This window comes from Alkaliphilus hydrothermalis (genome assembly GCF_016908555.1).
Lineage (GTDB): Bacteria > Bacillota > Clostridia > Peptostreptococcales > Natronincolaceae > Alkaliphilus > Alkaliphilus hydrothermalis.
This window is the reverse complement of record NZ_JAFBEE010000020.1, coordinates 13531-34556: the sequence shown is the minus strand read 5'-3', so window position 1 is coordinate 34556 and position 21026 is coordinate 13531. Positions and strand designations below refer to the sequence as shown.

Annotated in this window: 17 protein-coding genes, 2 tRNA genes and 2 other annotated features; of the genes, 1 reads left to right on the top strand and 18 read right to left on the bottom strand. The window is 37.1% G+C overall.

Annotated elements, in window-relative coordinates; all coding sequences use genetic code 11:
• Positions 1–150: 150 nt before the first annotated feature.
• From JOC73_RS12305 to infC, 11 genes are all read right to left on the bottom strand, one after another.
• Positions 151–2619 (bottom strand): DUF3656 domain-containing U32 family peptidase, encoded by a 2469-nt coding sequence (locus JOC73_RS12305; RefSeq protein ID WP_204403673.1) that lies wholly within the window; start codon positions 2617–2619, stop codon positions 151–153.
• Positions 2620–2707: 88 nt separating this feature from the next.
• Positions 2708–3592: an alkaline phosphatase family protein gene (locus JOC73_RS12300; RefSeq protein WP_204403671.1), complete on the bottom strand. Its 885-nt coding sequence runs from the start codon at positions 3590–3592 to the stop codon at positions 2708–2710.
• A gap of 124 nt (positions 3593–3716) precedes the next feature.
• On the bottom strand, positions 3717–4250 hold the full coding sequence (gene zapA, locus JOC73_RS12295) for a cell division protein ZapA (RefSeq protein WP_204403668.1): 534 nt from the start codon (positions 4248–4250) through the stop codon (positions 3717–3719).
• Positions 4251–4499: 249 nt separating this feature from the next.
• Positions 4500–6899 (bottom strand): phenylalanine--tRNA ligase subunit beta, encoded by a 2400-nt coding sequence (pheT, locus tag JOC73_RS12290; RefSeq protein ID WP_204403666.1) that lies wholly within the window; start codon positions 6897–6899, stop codon positions 4500–4502.
• A gap of 39 nt (positions 6900–6938) precedes the next feature.
• The gene (gene pheS / locus JOC73_RS12285) at positions 6939–7958 is read right to left on the bottom strand and encodes a phenylalanine--tRNA ligase subunit alpha (protein WP_204403664.1); all 1020 of its coding nucleotides are present in this window, start codon (positions 7956–7958) and stop codon (positions 6939–6941) included.
• 70 nt (positions 7959–8028) lie between these two features.
• Positions 8029–8245: a binding site (T-box leader), on the bottom strand.
• Positions 8246–8452: 207 nt separating this feature from the next.
• Entirely contained in the window at positions 8453–9247 is a 795-nt protein-coding gene (locus tag JOC73_RS12280; RefSeq protein ID WP_204403662.1) for a TrmH family RNA methyltransferase, read from the bottom strand.
• A gap of 14 nt (positions 9248–9261) precedes the next feature.
• Positions 9262–9906, bottom strand: a complete 645-nt coding sequence (locus tag JOC73_RS12275) for a potassium channel family protein (protein ID WP_204403660.1) — start codon at positions 9904–9906, stop codon at positions 9262–9264.
• 13 nt (positions 9907–9919) lie between these two features.
• On the bottom strand, positions 9920–11266 hold the full coding sequence (locus JOC73_RS12270) for a TrkH family potassium uptake protein (protein WP_204403658.1): 1347 nt from the start codon (positions 11264–11266) through the stop codon (positions 9920–9922).
• A 247-nt stretch (positions 11267–11513) separates the two neighbouring features.
• Positions 11514–11873 (bottom strand): 50S ribosomal protein L20, encoded by a 360-nt coding sequence (rplT, locus tag JOC73_RS12265; RefSeq protein ID WP_204403656.1) that lies wholly within the window; start codon positions 11871–11873, stop codon positions 11514–11516.
• Positions 11874–11901: 28 nt separating this feature from the next.
• Positions 11902–12093 carry a 50S ribosomal protein L35 gene (gene rpmI / locus JOC73_RS12260; protein WP_204403654.1) on the bottom strand — a complete coding sequence of 64 codons (192 nt, stop codon included), beginning with the start codon at positions 12091–12093 and terminating at the stop codon, positions 11902–11904.
• 33 nt (positions 12094–12126) lie between these two features.
• Positions 12127–12702 (bottom strand): translation initiation factor IF-3, encoded by a 576-nt coding sequence (gene infC, locus JOC73_RS12255; protein ID WP_204403653.1) that lies wholly within the window; start codon positions 12700–12702, stop codon positions 12127–12129.
• A gap of 292 nt (positions 12703–12994) precedes the next feature.
• Between infC and ftsH the strand changes: the two genes are divergently transcribed.
• Positions 12995–14563 carry an ATP-dependent zinc metalloprotease FtsH gene (gene ftsH, locus JOC73_RS12250; protein ID WP_204403651.1) on the top strand — a complete coding sequence of 523 codons (1569 nt, stop codon included), beginning with the start codon at positions 12995–12997 and terminating at the stop codon, positions 14561–14563.
• Between the two features lie 143 nt (positions 14564–14706).
• Here the strand turns inward: ftsH and thrS are convergent, their stop codons facing one another.
• The 7 genes from thrS to JOC73_RS12215 all read right to left on the bottom strand — a co-directional run bounded on the left by thrS (position 14707) and on the right by JOC73_RS12215 (position 21019).
• Positions 14707–16620, bottom strand: a complete 1914-nt coding sequence (thrS, locus tag JOC73_RS12245) for a threonine--tRNA ligase (RefSeq protein WP_204403649.1) — start codon at positions 16618–16620, stop codon at positions 14707–14709.
• Positions 16621–16710: 90 nt separating this feature from the next.
• Positions 16711–16928: a binding site (T-box leader), on the bottom strand.
• A 78-nt stretch (positions 16929–17006) separates the two neighbouring features.
• Positions 17007–17612, bottom strand: a complete 606-nt coding sequence (locus tag JOC73_RS12240; RefSeq protein WP_204403647.1) for a DUF445 domain-containing protein — start codon at positions 17610–17612, stop codon at positions 17007–17009.
• A 164-nt stretch (positions 17613–17776) separates the two neighbouring features.
• On the bottom strand, positions 17777–18712 hold the full coding sequence (ytxC, locus tag JOC73_RS12235; RefSeq protein WP_204403645.1) for a sporulation protein YtxC: 936 nt from the start codon (positions 18710–18712) through the stop codon (positions 17777–17779).
• 333 nt (positions 18713–19045) lie between these two features.
• A tRNA-Cys gene (locus JOC73_RS12230) sits at positions 19046–19120 on the bottom strand.
• Between the two features lie 3 nt (positions 19121–19123).
• A tRNA-Phe gene (locus JOC73_RS12225) sits at positions 19124–19199 on the bottom strand.
• A 107-nt stretch (positions 19200–19306) separates the two neighbouring features.
• Positions 19307–20185, bottom strand: coding sequence for an Hsp33 family molecular chaperone HslO (gene hslO / locus JOC73_RS12220; protein ID WP_204403641.1), 879 nt, complete (start codon positions 20183–20185; stop codon positions 19307–19309).
• 96 nt (positions 20186–20281) lie between these two features.
• On the bottom strand, positions 20282–21019 hold the full coding sequence (locus JOC73_RS12215) for a class I SAM-dependent DNA methyltransferase (protein ID WP_204403638.1): 738 nt from the start codon (positions 21017–21019) through the stop codon (positions 20282–20284).
• Positions 21020–21026: the final 7 nt, after the last annotated feature.

Genomic DNA, 21026 nt, shown 5'->3' with positions numbered 1-21026 from the left:
TCTCCACTGTAATCTCCCTCAATAATAAGAGGAATAATATTATTTTAACATCTAATAGAGGGAATTCCCAGTAAAAAACAAACCCAACTGCTAAGTTGCCACAGTTGGATTACTTTCCTTAAGCTGTTTTTTATCTTACTGAATTGTATCCTATTCCACACCTCTAAAATAGTGACCTCTGGTAAAGCCCTCCTGGACTAAATGCTGTAGCTCCTCCACCTCCAGTGGCTTTTGTCCCTTTTGTAATCTTTTCATTTGTTGGTGACAATGATTGATTGTGGCCTTTATGTCTTGGGGTTTTTCATCGGTGAATTCTAATCTATAGTTAAAAATATTGTTGCTTTGGAATTCGGGTAACTTATCCAGCATATAAAGGGCTTGGGAATTTAGTAAGATTGTTCTACCCCAGCAATCTTTTCCGAAGGGGAAGGTCATTTGCTTTTGATCCTTTAGCCCCCAACGATAATGATATGGAATTGTTCTACAATCATCACACTGATGATTACATTCTTTTTGTTGTTGTAGTGGACAATACTCTATGGTCATGACAGACATTTTCCCGTAGACCACTGCCTCCACCTGTAGTTGAGGATTAATTTTAAGCTCCTTGATGTTCTTAAAATCCAGCTCCGGAGATAGAATCCCTCCCTGTACTTGAAGTTGGTCTAGGTAATGGAAGGTGTAGCTATTCATTGTATTGAGGGAGTAATCCACCATCACTGGTACTGTTAGGTTATTTTTCGTATAGTTAATCATCCCTAAATCTCCTGCCAGCACTCCCTGTAGATCTATACCTTTGATTTCTTCAGCAACTCTATTGTAGTCCTGATCCTTCATAATGGAAGGACTTCTAAAATAGCAAGGTATTCCCTTCTCCCTACAAAGGCTACTGGCTTCTGAAAGGGTGTTGAAGTCTCCGTAATAAATACCATCTATATCTTCTTCTAATACCACCTTCAACAGGTCTACTCTGTCTACTTTTGCAGTTATTCTTGGTGAAGGATGATCATTTGATTTCTTTCCTAAAGCAACATAGGAGAGGGTAGAGGGTTGGGGAAGGATTTCTTTCTCATTCCTCTGATAATGGTTTTTTCTAAGCTCCGTCAGTTGGTCAATGGCGTCTCTTCTTAGCCCATTGATGACTGAAATGGGGACAGCCACCCCGTCATCTATTTCCACTTTTAATTCTTCGAGGGAATAGGGAGTATTACCTAGTTTGCTTAGATTTTCAATTACCCGTTCCTCCGTCAAGGCTACCCGCTGGGCCTTTTCTACGATAAAGTCTGTTTTTGAGTAGACATGATGATTTGCTCCATCCCACAGACTTAATTCCATAGGTTTTCCTAGATTAATCTTAATTTCACCATAGACTAGTACTTTTTTATTTTCTGCTTGATGGGCATAGGTCCTTTCCAGTTCATCCATCATTTCAACATCAAGGGTCTTATATACATCTGCCCCAGCTTGGATTTTTCCCTTTAACTCGATCTCCACCGATTGACCTGTGGTTGCCTTTGGTACGGGCTTTTGATTGACATATATGGCGGTTACGACTCCACCTTCATTTGAACCGATTCCCTGCCAAACTTCAATACCATCCCCCACCGATAGGGAGGATTTTAATTTAATATGAAGTCTTTTGGTCTTTGCTTGATATTGCAGGACTTTACCTAAGTATATCCCGCTATTGTTGGGCTTTTCTGTATTGACGATTTCTGACCTTGGGCTTTCAAATATGTATCCCTTCGTAAATTTCCGATTAAACATTTGGGCCATTTCCTTCTGTAGTCCTTCATCCTTTAGGATTTTGCCCTTCTTGAGATAGTGGTCTATCCCTTGACGATAGGATCGGACAATGGAAGCTACATATTGGGGCTTTTTCATCCTTCCCTCTATTTTAAAGGAGGTGACACCACTTTCTATTAATTTTCCAATCTCCTCAAAGGTATTTAAATCCCTCATACTGAGGTGATATTCTTCATCAATATTATTTAGATCACCTTTACTGGATACCAGTTGATAGGGTTTTCTACAGGGTTGGGCACATCTTCCACGATTACCACTACGACCTCCGATAAAGCTACTCATTAGACATTGTCCTGAATAGGCAACGCATAGGGCTCCATGGACAAATGCCTCCAGCTCCATGCCTGTTTTTTTATGGATTTCGTTGATCTCGTTTAAAGATAGCTCCCTAGCCAATACCACCCTTTTGACTCCCATTTTCTTGAGACTTTCTACTCCCTTTGTGTTGTGGAGGGTCATTTGAGTACTACAGTGGAGTTCTAGGTCTGGAAATGCTTCCCGTATCAACATCATCACCCCTAGATCCTGTACGATCACTGCATCCACGTCAATGTTATATAGGAAATTGACATACTCCAATAGTCCTTGGATTTCATGATCCTTCATGAGGATATTAATGGTGATATAGACCTTCATTCCTCTGATATGGGCATATTCCACCGCTTCTTGTAGGGTATCTCTATCAAAATTTGAAGCATACGCCCTTGCACTAAACTCCGTCCCTCCTAAATAAACGGCATCGGCTCCATTTTGCAGGGCCGCCTTTAGGGCTTCAAAGCTTCCAGCAGGGGCAAGTAATTCAATTTGTCTCATAATTAAACAACCTTTCTTGATTTCTATTCAGTGTATATTGATTTAATTCCTTCGTCTGTACTTCTTGATGAATCTTTATTATGCTTAATCAGTCTTGACTCTTTTCCAGCACCTTGACAATTGCTGGTGTAATATCCGTTAAGTCCTTAATATCATCCTTAATCACTTCTGCTGATTTTCCCACCAACATTGTAGGCACTGGATTCATTGTATGGGTTTTGATGGATAGATCTTCAATATTTCCATGATCACTGGTGATGATGACTAAGGTTTCTTCTAGGTTTATTTTATCCAATATTCCTCCAATAAACTGGTCTAATCTTTCAATAATTTCTATGGCTTTCTCTTTATTTTGACGATGACCTGCTATATCCGTCTGGAAGTATTCAAACAATGTAAAATGATGATCCGCAACGATTTTTGCTAAGATGCCACCTGCCTCATGGGGGGTGAGGCTTTCCGCTGGTATTTGCCATTCATGAATCATGACTTCGTTGATAATATCTTGATATACTGCTTTTTTATTGATCAATTCTTCCTCTACTCTAAAGGGGATGTCTGCTGCCATTGTAGCAACTGTAGTGGCAGATATTCCCCATTTTACTCCTTTGATTTTCCCCATATAAGTGAGGTATTCTGTGGTATAGGCATTGGCATTGGTTACTTTGTAGCCTTTATCCTTGAGTTGTTTAAAAACACTGTGTTCCATAAGGATTTTTTTCAGGGTAGGGGTGGGAAAACCATTTAAATGGTGACCCAATGCCTTTGGTCCATTGATTCCCGTTAATAAAGTAGTTTGCCCTGATGCACTTTGGGGTATTCCCTCCACCCCAAGAGTTGCGTCTGTGGGAACAACAATATGATTTTCTCTTATTTTATCTAAATTCGGCGTCTTGGCATCTATAAAGGGATTGGTTTCTCCATCATCCCCACCTATTCCAAAACCATCTATAAATAGTAAAAGTATGTTCATGGGTCCTCCTATCTACACAAAAACTTATAAAAGTAGTAATATGCTGATATCACTACTTTTTCTTTATTCTTTCTGCCATTAATTATTCATTATTAATTATTAATTATTAATTATTAATTATTGATTATCCATTCTCTTTTAAAAGTTCCTCCATCTGCCTTTTTGTCTCCACCAATTTAATCTGGCTTTCAAAGAGCTTGTTTTGAAGGTCATTGATGATTTCTTCTGCCTTTTTCAAGTCCTTTTCTTTTTCTTCTAACTTTTTGACTATTTCGTCATAGTTTTCCTGTTGGTTCCTCATTAAAGAATAGTGCTCTAATTTTTCTGTCAAGAGTTTGTTGGCTTCTTCTTTTTCCGCCAACAATGCTACAGACCGTTCTAGTTCCTCTTGTGTCTTTTCCAGTTCCTTCATGGGGATGGATTGCTGTTGGTGTAACTCTCTGTAGGCTTCCTGCAATTTTAGTAATTGATCAGTTATATTAATTGAGGTCAAAACAGCAATCATTGAAGTACTCAGTCTTTTATTTCCTTGGGCTACTTCTGCCATTCGTTCATCAACATAACTTCCTACCCTCAAAAGATATTCTTTTGGTTCTGCCCCTACTATTGGATATTCCTGTCCGTTAATCTTGATCAGTACTTTATTTTTCTTTTCCATTGCTTTTTCACCCCTTAAAATTCACTTTAATTCTATTTTTGTATATTCAGTACTAAATTCTTGATAAAACTTAAAACTCCTGCTTTATTCTTTGGATTTACATATTTTTTTCTCTAATCCCTTCATAAGGCTTTAGATTAGTGGAACAAAAAAACCTAGCCACCGCAGCGTATCTAGACATACGTAAGGGTGCTAGGTTCTTGTGGTGATAAAGAAAATATGGCTTTTTAACAGGCTAAGGATAATTCCCTACTCCCTTAGTGTTCCTCCTATTTCACTCTTGATGCCTGCCACAACAGCATCCTGTACCTTATTTACTTCCTCATCGGTTAATGTTCTATCCGAGTGTCGATAAGTAATGGTATAGGCAATACTCTTATGACCTTCTGGAATTTGATTTCCTCTATATAAATCGAATAATTCAAAGCTTTCCAGTATATCTCCACCATTTGCTTGAATGATTTTTTCTATTTCCCTTACCATTATCTCTTCCTTTACGATGACAGCTAAATCCCTTGTCATGGCTGGATATTTTGGTAATGGCTTATACATTGTTGTTACTCTTGTAAATTGCATCATGAGATAAAAATCCAGCTCTGCAATATAGCATCTCTTGGATATATCATAGTTTTCTGCCACTTGTGGGTGAAGTTCCCCCATGACTCCCACGATGTGGCCTCCAACAAAAATGTTGGCACATCTACCTGGGTGGAAAGAGGTATGATTTTTTTCTACTTCAAATTCTAAGTCCTTAATGCCAAGACGGTTAAATAACGCCTCTACTACACCCTTTAAACTATAGAAGTCCTCATTACCATACATACCGATCACTAGATTTGCAATTTCGTATGGAAGTGGGTCTTTAGCATTACACTCAGATTTTGGAATAAAGATACTTCCAAGCTCAAAAGCTCGTGCAGCCTCCACCTTATGATTCACGTTTCTTGATAGAACCTCCATCATATTCGGTAATAGACTGGTTCTCATTACACTTGTCTCATCCCCTAATGGATTAAGTAGTTTTACAAAGTTTCTCTTAATGCTATTTTCCCCTACGTTAATCTTGTCGACGCTCTTTGGACTAACAAATGAAAAGGTTAGTATTTCATTGAATCCAAGGGATAACAGACTTTCCTTTGCCCTATCTTCAATTAACTGTCCATTGGTCTTTCCACCAACGACGATATTCCCCTTTGCCATAGTGGATGGAATTTTATCAAATCCATATATTCTTCCAAGTTCTTCTAAGAAATCCGCCTCCATCTGAAGATCATCCCTAAAGGTTGGCACTGTCACAACTAAATGCTCTCCATCTTCCTCAGCTGAGATTTCAAGAGATTTTAATATATTGATCATTTCTTCTACTGTCAATTTAATGCCTAGAAGATCATTCATCCTACCGTGTCTGATTTTCAACTGTCTTGCTTCTTTGGCAGCTGGATAAACATCTACGCTTTCCTTTAGTACTGTTCCAGCCCCCAGCATTTCGATTAGCTGACAAGCACGGTCTGCTGCAATACTGGCGATATTTGAGTCAACACCCTTCTCATATCTAGCAGATGCCTCTGTCCTTAATCCGATTTGCTTTGATGTTGCTCTGATACGATCTTTGTTGAAATGGGCAGACTCCAATAGAATTGTCTTTGTATTTTCAGTTACCTCAGACTCTTCGCCCCCCATTACGCCTGCAATGGCAAGGGCTTTAGTGGTATCTGCAATTACTGTCATTGTTTCATCCAATTGTCTTTCTACATCATCTAGGGTTTTGAAGATTTCTCCATCATTGGCTTTTCTAACAATGATGCTATTGTCTGCGATGTAGTCCATATCAAAGGCGTGTAATGGCTGACCATACTCCAGCATTACATAGTTGGTGATATCAACAATATTGTTGATCGGTCTTACACCTGCCTTCATTAATCTTTGTTGCATCCATAGGGGAGATGGTTGGATTACTGCATCTTTGATGACTCTTGCAATATATCGAGTACAACCCTCTTGATCATGGATATCCACCTTTACGCCAAAGGTAGTGGTTTCATCTTCAGCTTTAATAGCCACCTCAGGATGCTTTACTCGACCACCAATAGTAGCAACTGCTTCCCTCGCCATTCCAATCATGCTTAAACAATCGGGACGGTTGGAAGTGATTTCAAATTCAATGATATCATCTTGAAGCTCTGCAACATCAAAAATATTTGCCCCCAATTTATAGGGTTTATCTAATATCCAGATGCCATCCTTTAATTCTTCGGGAATCAGCTTCATAGGAATTCCCAGCTCTTCTTGAGAACATAACATCCCTTCTGATACTTCACCACGAAGCTTACCCTTCTTGATTTTTAATCCTCCTGCTAAGTTTGACCCTACAGTGGCAACTGGGATATAATCCCCTTCATTGATATTTTTTGCACCAGTTACGATTTGTAATGTTTGATCCCCAATGTTGATTTGGGTAATTACCAATTTGTCAGCGTTTGGATGGGGCTGTATGGACTCAATTTTCCCTACAACTACACCATTAATCCCCTCTCCAAAGCTCTCTATTCCTTCCACTTTTGAGCCTGACATTGTCATTCTATCGCCAAACTCAATTACATTTTGATCTATATCAACATATTCCTTTAACCATTTCAAAGGTACTAACATTAGAACCCCTCCTCATATTATCTTGATCTTCTTCCATCACTAAAATTGATTTAGGAATCTCATATCGTTTTCAAAGAATAATCTTATATCATCAATACCATACTTAAGCATTACTAAACGATCTACCCCCATACCAAAGGCGAAACCACTATATACTTCTGGGTCAATTCCACAATTTCTAAGGACATTTGGATGTACCATACCCGCTCCTAATAGCTCAATCCAGCCACTGCCTTTACAGAAGCTACATCCAGAACCTGAACACTTGAAACAAGAAGCATCAATCTCTGCACTTGGCTCAGTAAATGGGAAGTTGTGGGGACGGAATTTAATTTTAGTTTGATTTCCAAAGAAGTACTTAGCAAACACTTCTAATGTTCCCTTAAGGTCTGCTAAAGTGATTCCCTTATCTACTACTAATCCCTCCAACTGGTGGAACATTGGTGTATGGGTGGCATCAGGTGTATCATTTCTAAAACATCTACCTGGGGAAATGATTCTGATGGGGGGCTTTTTATTTTCCATAACCCTTACTTGTACTGGTGAAGTTTGAGTTCTTAGAATTGTCTCTTCATCTATGTAGAAGGTGTCACTCATATCCCTTGAAGGATGATTTACAGGAGCATTTAAGGCATCAAAGTTATAGTATACAGTCTCTATTTCAGGCCCTTGTGCCACTTGAAAACCCATACTGATGAAGATTTCCTTCAACTCATCCATTCCTTGCATTAGAGGATGCTTCTTTCCTAGCTTGATCCTCTTACCTGGCATAGTAACATCAATGGCCTCTGCCTGAAGTTTTGCTTGTAGCTCTTTATTCTTTATTTGATTCTTAGCCTCTTGTAAAGCTTCCTCTATGCCTTCTCTAACGATATTAGCAACCTTACCTACAACAGGTCTTTCTTCCTTGGATAGACTCCCCATCCCCCTTAAAACCTCTGTTAGTTCACCTTTTTTTCCAAGGTATTTAACCCTTACTTTTTCTAATTCATCTGAGGTATTAGCCTGATGAATCTCGTTTTTGGCTACTTCTTCTAGTTCTCTTAATCTAGCTTCCATGTTCAGTCTCCTTCCTTATATAAAAAATATATTTGAATGTATTTTTTCGCAAAACAAAAACCTTCATCCCAAAAGGGACGAAGGTTAACTCCGCGGTACCACCCTAATAATGTTATATCACATCACTCATTGACAATAACGGCGCCCACCGATAAAGCCTACTAAAACTTCAGCCCTATAGCTCCGGAGGGAACCTCTGTTGCACTTATTTTAAAGATGCTTCCAGCCTCAGGCATCTTCTCTCTGAAAAACAGTCTACAACGTACTTACTCCATCATTGCCATTTTTATCTATTCAGTTCATTATCATTTTTTTATACATTATATAGGCTTTTATGGAACCAGTTAGTTCAAAAATTCTCCAGAAAATCTCTGCATCTTTCACGGAACTCCACTCCTTCACTTAGCCATTTATACTATAATTATAGCATAGGTGAAGGTCGTAAACAAGGCAGTTCCATAAAACTATCATGAGTTTTTTGAAATTTCTAAAATTTATTTTCTTCGATTCTCAAATGCCTTATAAATTAAAACCCCTGCTGCAACGGAAGCATTTAAGGATTCAATTTTCCCAACTATAGGGATTTTTATCATCTCCTCTGCCTGAGCAACAAATCCTTCCTGTATACCATTGGCTTCGTTTCCAATGATTAAAGCGATACTTCCTTTGTAATCGATCATATCATATGTATTTTCAGTATCTAGATGGGTAGCAACCATTCTGACCTTATTCTTCTTTAGGAATTCGATTAGTTCCTCGTCCTCCTCCACTTGAACAACAGGGAAATGAAAAACTGCCCCCATGGTGGCCCGTAGGGTTTTACTGTTGTATGGGTCAACACTGCCTTTAGTAATCAGCACTGCATTTGCACCTGCTCCTTCAGCAGTTCTAATAATGGTCCCCATATTTCCAGGGTCTTGTATACGGTCCAATACCACCAGAAAAAGCTCCTTTTCTTCAGAAAGACTGTCAAGGGAATACTCAGGCATATTAATAACCGCCATAATACCTTGGGGATTTTCAGTTTCTGAGAGTTTTTCCATCAGCTTGTCGGGTAAATGATACATTTGATATTTTCCCTCTATTTGTTGGATTAACTCATCTCCACCCTTAATTTTTTTTGCACTATCGCTATAAAGGATATACTCTAGAGCGACCCCATGCTCCAGTGCCTCTTGCAAAAACCTCAGACCCTCTATAACAAATTGTTTGTATTTCATACGATTTTTTTTGATTTGTAATCCCTTTACAAACTTGATGGTAGGATTACTTTCACTGGTTATTTCCATTTATCTTCACCAACTTATCTCTCTAGCTTCTTCAAGTCATTATTATGTCCAATAACTACTAGAACATCCCCTTTATGAATTACATCTTTAGCCGTTGGGGACACATTAATCTCATTGCCATGTTTAATTGCCATAACGTTGATTCCATACTTAGAACGAATATTGGCTTCGATTAAAGTATTATCTATCCATTCGTCTAAAGCAGTAATCTCCATGATACTATAGTCTGGTGCTAACTCTATATAATCAAGGATGTTATTAGAAACTAAGTTATGGGCTACACGAATTCCCATATCTCTTTCGGGAAAAACAACTCGGTCTGCACCGATTCTATATAGTACTTTAGCGTGAAGTTCGTTTTGAGCCTTAGCCACTACGAATTTAACACCCATTTCCTTAACAATTAGAGTCGCCATAATAGAAGCCTGTATATCTGATCCAATGGTAATTACTGCAACATCAAAGTTCCAGATCCCTAATGATCTAAGGGCATGTTCGTCAGTGGCATCAGCCTGTACTGCATGGGTAACTTCGTCAGAAATATTTTGTACCGTTTCTTCATTTCCATCTATCGCCAACACGTCATGACCCATCTTATAGAGGGTTTTTGCAACACTACTTCCAAAGCGCCCACAGCCTACAACAATAAATTGTTTCATAATTTCACCCTTTCTATCCTACAATTACTTTATCTTCAGGATATCTTACAGTTCCTTTATTTTTTCGCTGACGTCTAGCCAAAGCAAAGGCAATGGTTAAAGGTCCAACCCTGCCTACAAACATTGCGAATATGATTATGACTCTCCCCAATGGGCTTAGTCTGTTGGTGATTCCCAAGGTCAAACCTACTGTGCCAAGGGCAGATACTGCTTCAAACAATATATCCATAAAATCCAAGCCTGCTTCTGTGATGGCAAGAAGCATTGTGGTAAAAACCGCAAGGGCAATTGCCACTACGCCAATAGTCAAGGCTCGATCTACTATACTTCTTGAGATTCTTCTACCATAAAGTTCTGTATCTTCTCTACCTCTAATCATAGAAATTACAGTAAAGATGATTACTCCAAAGGTAACGGTTTTAATTCCCCCAGCGGTAGATGCTGGAGAGCCACCAATAAACATCAATACCACCGTTAATAATTTTGAAGCGTTAGTTAAAGCCCCTGTGTCAATTGTATTAAAACCTGCTGTTCTTGGAGTAATAGCTTGAAATAAGGCTCCTAGAAGCTTACCTCCAAAACCTAAATCCCCTAATGTTCCAGGGTTTCCCCATTCTAACACCAAAAAAAGTACAAAGGGAACACCAATTAAGATTGCTGTAAGTAGCAGCACCATTTTTGAGTGAAGATTTAACCGTCTAAAGCTTTTTTGATTGATTACATCCACCATAACGGAGAACCCTAGCCCCCCAAGGATAATCAGCAAGTATATGGGAATATTTATAATTGGATCAGATACATAGGGCGTTAAACTTCGTCCATAGCCAATAAGGTCAAATCCCGCATTACAAAATGCTGATATGGAGTGGAAAATCGAATAAGCTACCCCTTTTGCCAGTCCATATTCTGGTACAAATCTAAAGGATAAAAACAAGGCTCCAATACCCTCTATCAAAAACGTATATAATAGTATGTATCTAGTAAATCTTACTAGTCCTTCTAATGTACTTTGATTTAAAGCTTCTTGAATAATTAATCTTTCTTTTAGAGAAATCTTTTTTCCTAGAACCATAGCAAACAATGTTGCCATTGTCATGAATCCTAATCCACCTATTTGAATTAATATCAAAATCACTGTCTTTCCAAAGGCTGTCCAATAAGTGCCAGTATCCACCACCACCAATCCTGTAACACATACCGCTGATGTTGAGGTGAATAAAGCATCAAGAAAACCAACACTTCTTCCGTCTACAGAGGCGATCGGTAGGTTAAGTAGCATAGCACCTATTAAAATCACTGAAGCAAATCCCATTACAAGAACTTGAGTTGGGTCTAACTTCATGTGTTCAAATCTCTCCATAATGCTCCTCTTCCTTCCCATTTTTATGTAAAAACTATTATATTATATAATTGCAAATTTTGCCACCGGTTTTTGATAAATACTTTTTTCCTTTTCCCTCTTCATTATTCCATTAATCCATCTGATATATACCCAATAATAGGATTACACTGTTAATAACCCTGCTAACAAGATGTAAATCGACTATCATTTTCTATGTATTATAAAAGAGTCCTTTCCAGGACTCTATTGTAATGTAATGTAATTATTATGAGTTAAGCTTTTGCTTTGCAGCTTCAACTAACTTTGCAAAACCTTCTTTATCATGAATAGCCATTTCAGCTAAAACTTTTCTGTTCATTTGGATTCCGCTAAGCTTTAATCCGTTCATGAATCTAGAATATGATAATCCATTTGCTCTTGTCGCAGCGTTAATTCTGCTGATCCATAGCTTTCTGTATTCTCTCTTTTTTAACTTTCTTCCTACATAGGCATGCTTTAAAGCCTTCATTACGAATTGGTTTGCAGGTCTAAATAATTTACTTCTAGCTCCTCTAAAGCCCTTTGCAAGTTTTAAAATCTTTTTATGTTTTTTACGTGCGTTAACAGCACCTTTAACTCTAGCCATTTTTTACAACCTCCTTTTCAACAGTTCCTTATCTTAATAATTGCGCGATTCTCTTTTGATCTCCCTTGAATACTAGGGCAGATTTACGAAGATTTCTCTTTCTCTTAGAAGACTTCTTAGTTAAGATGTGACTCTTAAAAGCTTTAAACCTTTTAATTTTACCTGATTTAGTCTTCTTAAATCTCTTAGCAGCACCTTTATGAGTTTTCATTTTTGGCATTGAAATTTCCTCCCTTCAACATTAGCTCTTCTTTTATTGTGCATTTTTAGGAGCTAAAATCATAATCATTTGTTTTCCTTCTAATTTAGCTTCCTTTTCAATGGTTGATACTTCTGTTAAGATTTCAGCAAATTCTTTGATTACCTTCAACCCGATACTAGTGTTACTTAGCTCTCTACCCCTGAATCGTAAGGTAACTTTCACCTTGTCACCGTTTTGTAAGAACTTTGAAGCTTGATTTGCTTTTACATTCAAGTCATGACTTTCAATGTTTGGACTAAGTCTTACTTCCTTAACAGTAACAACTTTTTGCTTTTTCTTAGCTTCCTTTTCTTTTTTGGCAAGCTCGTATTTGTGCTTTCCATAATCCATTATACGACAGACTGGTGGTTTCGCTTGAGGAGCAATTTTAACTAAGTCTAGATTTTTACTAGCAGCAAGACTTAGGGCTTCCTTTACTGATACAATACCAACTTGTTCGCCTTCAGCATCGATTAGTCTAATTTCCTTATCGCGAATTTCCTCATTAATCTGTAATTCATTTACATCTCTAATAACCCGACACCTCCTAAAAAGTTCAAGGACAACAAATAAAAAAAACGAATACACTTAGTATCCGCTTCTAATCGTTAGTAAAGAAATCACAACAGCATAAAAATATTGCTATTTAAAATCTCTAACTATTAACCCTATTCACTGACGTTGTAGGGTGAGAAGCGGAAACTTCTACTTGATTGTTTTTCATCTATACCATCATAACAATATACTTATCATTTGTCAAATATTTTTTTATATTACTTTTGTTGAAAATTTTTTCCTATAAATTTTACCACTATCACCATCATTTTTTACGGTCTTTTGGGTAATGCTAAAGATAAACAAAGAACAGGGTGGTGATGCAATGAAAAAACGAATAATATTTATTTTGCTTTGCTTCTTTATTGCACTAACAGTCATTTCCAGCTACTCCCTATGGTTCGGAGGTCAAGCAGAAGGTCATTTCTCTTCATTTGATCGCCTGCTATTGGCTGGAGTCACTGTTAGTCTATTGGTTTATTATATCAAATTAGATAAAAATCCTCAATACGCCCACGCTACAATTAATACTGAGAAAAAAGAGAAGGAGCAAAATGGGGATGAATTCTTTACAAAGCCTAAAATCACCTTTGAGGATGTGGCAGGTCTGGAAGAAGTAAAAGAGGAGCTAGTAGAAGTTATTGACTTTATCAAAAAGTCTGAAAAGTATCGAAAAATGGGTGCAAAAATCCCCAAAGGTATTCTATTTCATGGACCTCCCGGTACTGGAAAGACCCTCTTAGCATCTGCTGTTGCTGGTGAAACAAAATCCGCATTCTTTTCTGCCAGTGGTTCAGAATTTGTTGAAAAATACGTAGGGGTTGGTGCAAAAAGAATAAGAACCCTATTTGAAAAAGCCAAAAAGGAAGCCCCCAGTGTTATTTTTATTGATGAAATTGATGCAATAGGTGCCAAGAGACATTTAGATAGCAATAACGAAAAGGATCAAACCCTTAACCAGCTCTTAGTAGAACTTGATGGTTTTAACACTGATCAAACCGTTGTGGTGATTGCCGCCACAAATCGCATGGATTTATTGGATGAAGCACTTTTAAGACCCGGAAGATTTGACCGTCATATGTTTATTGGCAACCCTAATGTAAAGGCTAGAGAGGAAATTTTAAGGGTGCATACTAAAAATAAACCCTTAAGTCCTGATGTAAGAATCCCTGATCTTGCTAAAAAAACCCACGGTATGAGCGGTGCTCACTTATCCAATATTGCTAATGAAGCAGCAATCATTGCTGTACGACAAAATGAAAATATTATCACCAATAATCATTTTGAGCAAGCAATTGAAAGGGTAATTGCTGGTCTTCAAGTAAAAAATCCCACCATACTACAAAAGGAAAAAGAGATTGTTGCCTATCATGAAGCTGGCCATGCTCTAATAGGAAAAATATTAAATACCGATATGGTACAAAAGGTTTCCATCATTCCTCGAGGTCAGGCCCTCGGTTATGTCCTCCATATGCCACAGGATGATCGTTACATCATGACCAAAGAAGAGCTGTGCTACAAGATGATGGTAATGCTTGGGGGCAGGGCTGCAGAGGAGCTGATTTACAGTCACCTCTCTACTGGAGCTAAGGATGATTTAAAAAAGGTTACTGAAGTTGCAATGCAGATGGTTTGTGAATACGGGATGAGTAATCTTGGCTTTTTATATCAAGATCCTCGATTTAATCAAAGTATAAGCCATCAAATCAATAAGGAAATGAATAGAATTATTGATGAATGCTACACCACCACTTTAGATTATTTAAAAAACTATCATAAAAGTTTAGAAAAGATTGCAAAAGCACTACTGGAAAAAGAGACTTTAAATTGTGATGAATTAAATGAGGTTTTAGGGGACTTCAAATCTCTTGAGGATGAGTTGGAGGCAGTATAGCCTACATTGAAAAGCTAAGTAATATAAAAAAGACAAGGTTATCCATGTGGCCCTTGTCTTTTAGCTATTTTAAGGAAAGCCAGTACCCGCATCTTATATAAGCATACGTCAAAGCAGTACTGGCTTTTTTAGTGATAAATACACTACATTTCTTTATTTTCAATTTCCTTTATTACATCCTCAATGAATTGGTCAACCTTTACTATCCCCAATTCCCCTTTATCTCTTGATCTAACCGCTACTGATCCTGCTTCCACCTCTTTGTCTCCTAATACTAACATATAAGGTACTTTTGAAAGCTGCGCTTCTCTGATTTTGTAGCCGATTTTTTCATTTCTAGCATCCAGTTCAACTCTAATTCCCTTTAACTTCATCTCAGACTTTAACTTTTTAGCATAGTCAAGGTGTCTCTCTGTGATCGGCAGGATTTTCACTTGTACTGGTGCTAACCAAGTTGGGAATTTACCAGCAAAATGCTCAATTAATACTCCGATAAATCTCTCCATGCTTCCATAGATTACCCTATGAATCATGATTGGTCTATGCTTCTCTCCATCAGCGCCAACATAAGTTAGGTCAAATCTTTGAGGCATTTGGAAGTCCAACTGAATTGTTCCACATTGCCATGTACGGCCTAAGCAATCTTCCAGTTTAAAATCAATTTTAGGACCATAGAAGGCTCCGTCTCCCTCATTAATCTTGTAAGGCAAGCTCCTTTCTTCCAAAGCACCCTTTAGAGCATTAATTGCCATTTCCCACTCTTCATCCGTACCCATAGAATCCTCAGGTCTTGTGGATAATTCTACATGATATTTAAATCCAAACATTTTATATACATAATCTACAAAATCAATTACACCAATAATCTCTTCTTTTATTTGCTCTGGTAACATAAAGATGTGGGCATCATCCTGAGTAAAGCAACGAACCCTCATCAGACCGTGTAATGCACCTGAAAGTTCGTGACGGTGTACTAATCCCAGCTCTCCCATTCTGATTGGGAAATCTCTATAACTGTACATTTTTCGCTTGTAGGATAGAATTGCTCCAGGGCAGTTCATTGGCTTTACAGCATATCTTTCTTCGTCAATATCTGTAAAATACATATTTTCTTGATAATGATCCCAGTGACCAGACTGTCTCCATAAGTGTTCATTTAAGATGATAGGTGTTTTGATCTCATCATATTCTCTCTTGACGTGCTCTTCTCTCCAAAAGTTTTCTAATTCATTTCTTAGTACCATTCCCTTTGGATGGAAGAATGGGAACCCTGGACCTTCTTCTTGCAAACTAAAAAGGTCTAGCTCTTTACCTAGTTTACGGTGGTCTCTTTTCTTTGCTTCCTCTAAACGATCTAGATATTCTTCAAGGTCTTTTTTCTTTTCAAAGGAAGTGCCATAAATCCTTTGAAGCATCTTATTTTTTTCATCTCCTCGCCAATAGGCTCCAGCAACACTCAACAATTTAAATGATTTGATTTTATCAGTAGATGGTACATGGGGACCAGCACAAAGGTCTACAAACTCTCCTTGCTGATAGAAGGAGATTATTTCATCTTCTGGTAAATTTTCAATTAATTCTACTTTATATGTCTCCCCTTGCTTCTTCACTAGTTCTAATGCTTCATTTCTTGGTAATTCAAATCGCTTTAACTCTAGCTTTTCCTTTACTATCTTCTTCATTTCAGCTTCAATTTTTTCTAAGTCTTCTGGAGTAAATTTATGGTCTGAATCAAAATCGTAATAGTATCCATTTTCAATAGAAGGTCCAATAGCTAGTTTCGTACCAGGATATAATCTTTTAACCGCCTGAGCTAAAATATGGGCACTGGTATGTCTAAAGCTTTCCTTTCCACCTTCATCTTCAAATCTTAGGATGCTTAGTTCGCAGTCCTTTTCAATTGAGTATGAAAGGTCTTTTACTATTCCATCAACTTCACCTGCAACTGCAACACGGGCTAAGCCTTCACTTATTTCCTTTGCAATGTCATATATGGTTGTGCCTTGATTCACCTCTCTAACAGAACCGTCCTTCAAAGTAATCTTTACTTTTACCATGTTTGAAACCTCCTTTTTTTATTGATTTATATTGGAATGATTTAGTACGTAATTTAGATAAATAAAAAAGTCCCCCATCCTAATACTTGCGTATAGGACGAGAGACATATCCCGCGGTTCCACCTAAATTGATCTAAATCCAACTTGATAACGATAACGGAGTCACCGAACTTCTTTTCACATTTTCATGCTACTGGAAATTAGCTCCGAGGTAGTTTTCAGTTATCCATCTACAGAAGTACTTTCAGCCACGGTACTTCCTCTCTTGGTATTGGGTTTAACCTACTCTTCCTCTTCTTAGCCTAATATAAATTATTTTAACTAATTATAATGACTGCAAGCTCTTTTGTCAAGACTTTATTGATATTTTGTATAATAATTATTTTCTACAATAAAATAATTATTATACCCTGTAATAAACCAATAAATATCCCCAATAAACCTCCAAGAATTTCAATATGCTTTAATTCTTCTTTTGCTATTTTCAGCACTACATCTTCTAATTTTTCCATTGGAAATTCATTAATTCTCGTTTCAACCATCTCAGCTAAATCTATTTTAGCAGCAGCTTTATGGACTAAATCCTCCATTGTGCTATTTATCATTTTAGACGCCTCTTGATCTATCACTTCACTAATATAGCTCTTAATCATTATTTTTATAGAGGATGGTAAAATTGCTGGTAGACGATCATTGATCACCTTATCAATCTTCTGTTTGATAGTATTAACCAGTTCCTTCTGATCCTGCTGTTCTATAAACTTTTCAATGATTTCATCAATAGAAAGTAGTTCTTCTTGTATTGTTTTACCAATGCTTTTGGCAATCTCTTGCTTTCTTTTCGGTATTAAGCCTTGAATCTCCACAGGTACAATGGGTAATTTAACAGGTTCAAAGGGTCTAAACATTAGTTTAATAGCTATTAAATTAGTAATCCAACCAATCAGTCCACCAATTAACGTCAAAAAAAGCAACAATAAGGTTGTTTCCATATGTCCTCACCTCTTATGTATATACGTTATCCAATTTCAATAAAATTATATCACCCCTTTAGCAATCTTTCACTATTTTTATTTAAAAAATTCATTGAAAAAGCCCCCAATCCATTTTGAAGATATCCTTCATTAGATTTTGGGGGCTTAGATATTCATGAATTTTATTCCTTATGCATATTTGACTCTACGCCAACACCAACATTACTCTGTACAGTGCACCACTGACAATCATTGCAAATACTAACCTTCGCTGCAAAAACCCTTGTAATGGTTCTGATAATTTCGGGCTTTCTTATATTGGCAATTTGGTGAAGCACTATTTTTCTAGGAGCCATCGTTATAAGGGAGCTCATCAATATATCTTCGTAGCTTAGATGAGTATTATCTGAAATTTCAGTGGCAATTTCCTTTAAATAATCATTGTTAATAAGGTTGTTTTCACCATCATATAGGGTATATTTTTGATCTTCCCCTAATACTACATTGACTAATTCAATCTTTGATTCCTGTATATCTACAAAATATTTCAAGAGTTTAATAAACTCATTATATTCTTTATCCATTAGAAAATCTTCTATTGCTTTTTCGACTGTTTCTTCTAAGTCCTTTTTATAATCCTTTAGTCTAAAGGTGACAAATCCTTTGAGATTTATTTCGCTTTCTGTGTTTAAGTAATCAATCAGCTTCCTCAGCGTTTTAGTTTTTCTCGTATTCTCCAAGTGAATAATCTCTTCAACTTTACTTTCTTCATCCAGTATATTGATGGAACTTCTTTGTATTTCTGATTGTTCTCTTTCATTAAAGTAGTAGTACTCTTCAGCTATAATCCTTTTAATCATGTTTAATTCTTCTACACTCTGAATATACTCCCAGAGACCTTGAGCTACACGTTTTTTAAAAGCATTTATAAAATCACTAATAGGATAATCCTTGACACTTTCCATTCTAACACTATATTTTATTTGATGAGTGGATCCTTTTTCCAGCAGTTCTTCCTTTAATTGTATTCCTTTAATTATAAACTCTTCCAACTGATTCTTTAGCTTCTCTTGCAGTACTTCAATACTTTTATCAGTTTCAATCAACAGCAAGTTCACGTTATCACTCTCCTTCAGCTGTAATAGTAGTATATGGTTTTATAAGCAATGATATTCTTCACCCTTCATTACAGTAAATACTAGCACACCCATATTTATAGCAAGTTTTCCTTATAAAAGAAAAAGGCTTTTTCCATAAAAATATTAGTGTTTTTTGCTACTTACTGTTGTAAAACCTTATTCTATAATATGTTATGGTTTTGCTACCGTTACTAAATGTATCATTCTATATACATCTGTATTAAAACCTCACCAAAACCACTTAATAAAGAACAACAAAAAAACAAACCCATTCATAACAGATTTGTTGGTAGTTGTTACTATGTATTTTATTGGAGGCGGCACCCAGATTTGAACTGGGGAATAAAGGTTTTGCAGACCTCTGCCTTACCACTTGGCTATGCCGCCTTATGGTGCCCAGAGGCGGAATCGAACCACCGACACGGGGATTTTCAGTCCCCTGCTCTACCGACTGAGCTATCTGGGCATCACTGTTGCATTTCTCATCACTTGTTAGCGACAAATTATATTATACACGAAAAACATATAAATTGCAACAGTTATTTTGTATAAATCAACTTTTTTCCACTATTATTAGATTGTTTCAAGAAGTCTAGTCAGATGATCTTTATCAAAGTAATACTTTTTATTACAGAAATGACAAACCATCTCCGCTCCACCATCTTCCTCTATAATTTCTTGCAAGTCTTTACTGCCAATACTTATTAATGCTTTTTCTAGCCTTTCTTCATGACAGTCACACACAAAGTCCACCTCATATTCCTCCAGTACCTTTGGTTCAAATTCCCCCAGTACATATTGAAGAATATCAGCTTCTGTCTTTCCTTTTTTCATTAAATCTGTAATTGACTCAATCTGTTGCAGCTTTGCTTCTAGCTTTACTAATACCTCTTCCGTAATATCAGGCATTACTTGAATAATAAAGCCTCCTGCTGCTTTTATAGTGTAATCCGTATCGACTAACACCCCTAATGCAACAGCAGAGGGCTGTTGTTCTGAATGTAGAAAGTATGCTGTGAAGTCTTCAGCAATCTCACCTGTAGTCAGTTGATAGGATCCTACATAAGGGTCCCTTAACCCAAGATCTCTGATTACCGTAATACTTCCATTGGTTCCTACAGCGGCTCCTACATTTAATTTACCTTCTCTTATGTTAGTGGATTCCACCTGTGGATTCCCAACATAGCCCTTTACGTTACCCCTTGCATTTCCTACTGCTAATATTGTACCTAGTGGTCCTCCACCATTGATTTTTACTGTAATTTTATGATGGTCCTCCTTCAGCATTAATCCCATTATGGAGGTAGCAGTCAGGGTCCTACCTAAAGCGGCAATTGCTACTGGCGAAGTTACATGGGTTACCTTAGCCTTTTCCACCATCTGAGTTGTATCAGCAAAAAAACCTCTAATGGTATTATTTGCTGCTGTTATTCTTAATACTTTATTTTTCATCCAACCCACCTCTTATTTCATCATTTATATATGATTGCCTTATCAATTTCTTAAAGCAGTTTATCACAAGGGGATGCCCCTGTCAATTATTCTAGTTTACCGACAAACAAAGAAGATTCTCTGGCTGTTTTCTTGTACCTCTTCAAAGGTGAACTCATTATAATAATTTATTGCATTAAAGCCGACTTCCTTTAGTAGTCCCAGCAGTTCTTCAGCTGTATAAGCCCTCTGTTGATGAAATTCTTCAAACTTTTTGTAAAGATTTTTTTCCTGTATAAAGAAGGTTAGATTCATCTCTAGAATGTCTTCTTCTTCGTCAAAATAATTTTCCCATAGGTAGCATAAGTCCCCTTGATTTTCACCAAAAGTATGATTGCCTAGGGTATTCTGTAGCTTATAATAGGAACTGATATCAAAAATAAATAAGCCTCCTTCTACAAGATGATTTTTTATTTTCTTAAACAGATCTAAGAGTTGAGTTTCTCCTATGATGTAGTTAATCCCATCACACATACATAGAACTGTATCAAATTCTCCCTCCAGCTGTAGTTCTGTCATATCCTGTTGAATGAATAAAATTTCTTTCCCCTTGGATAGAGCCTTATCCTTTGCCACCATCAACATATCTTGAGACAGGTCAATCGCCATAACCTCATGACCCTTGTCTGCGAGGGGTATTGTGATGTTACCAGTACCACAGGCTAATTCTAAAATTTTCTTAGGAGATACCTGTTGTCTTCGAAAGATTTCTTCAATATATTCCACCCACCTTTGGTAGTCAACATCCTCCATTAATCGATCATAGACATATGCAAAATCGTTATATAGTTCCATAAATAAT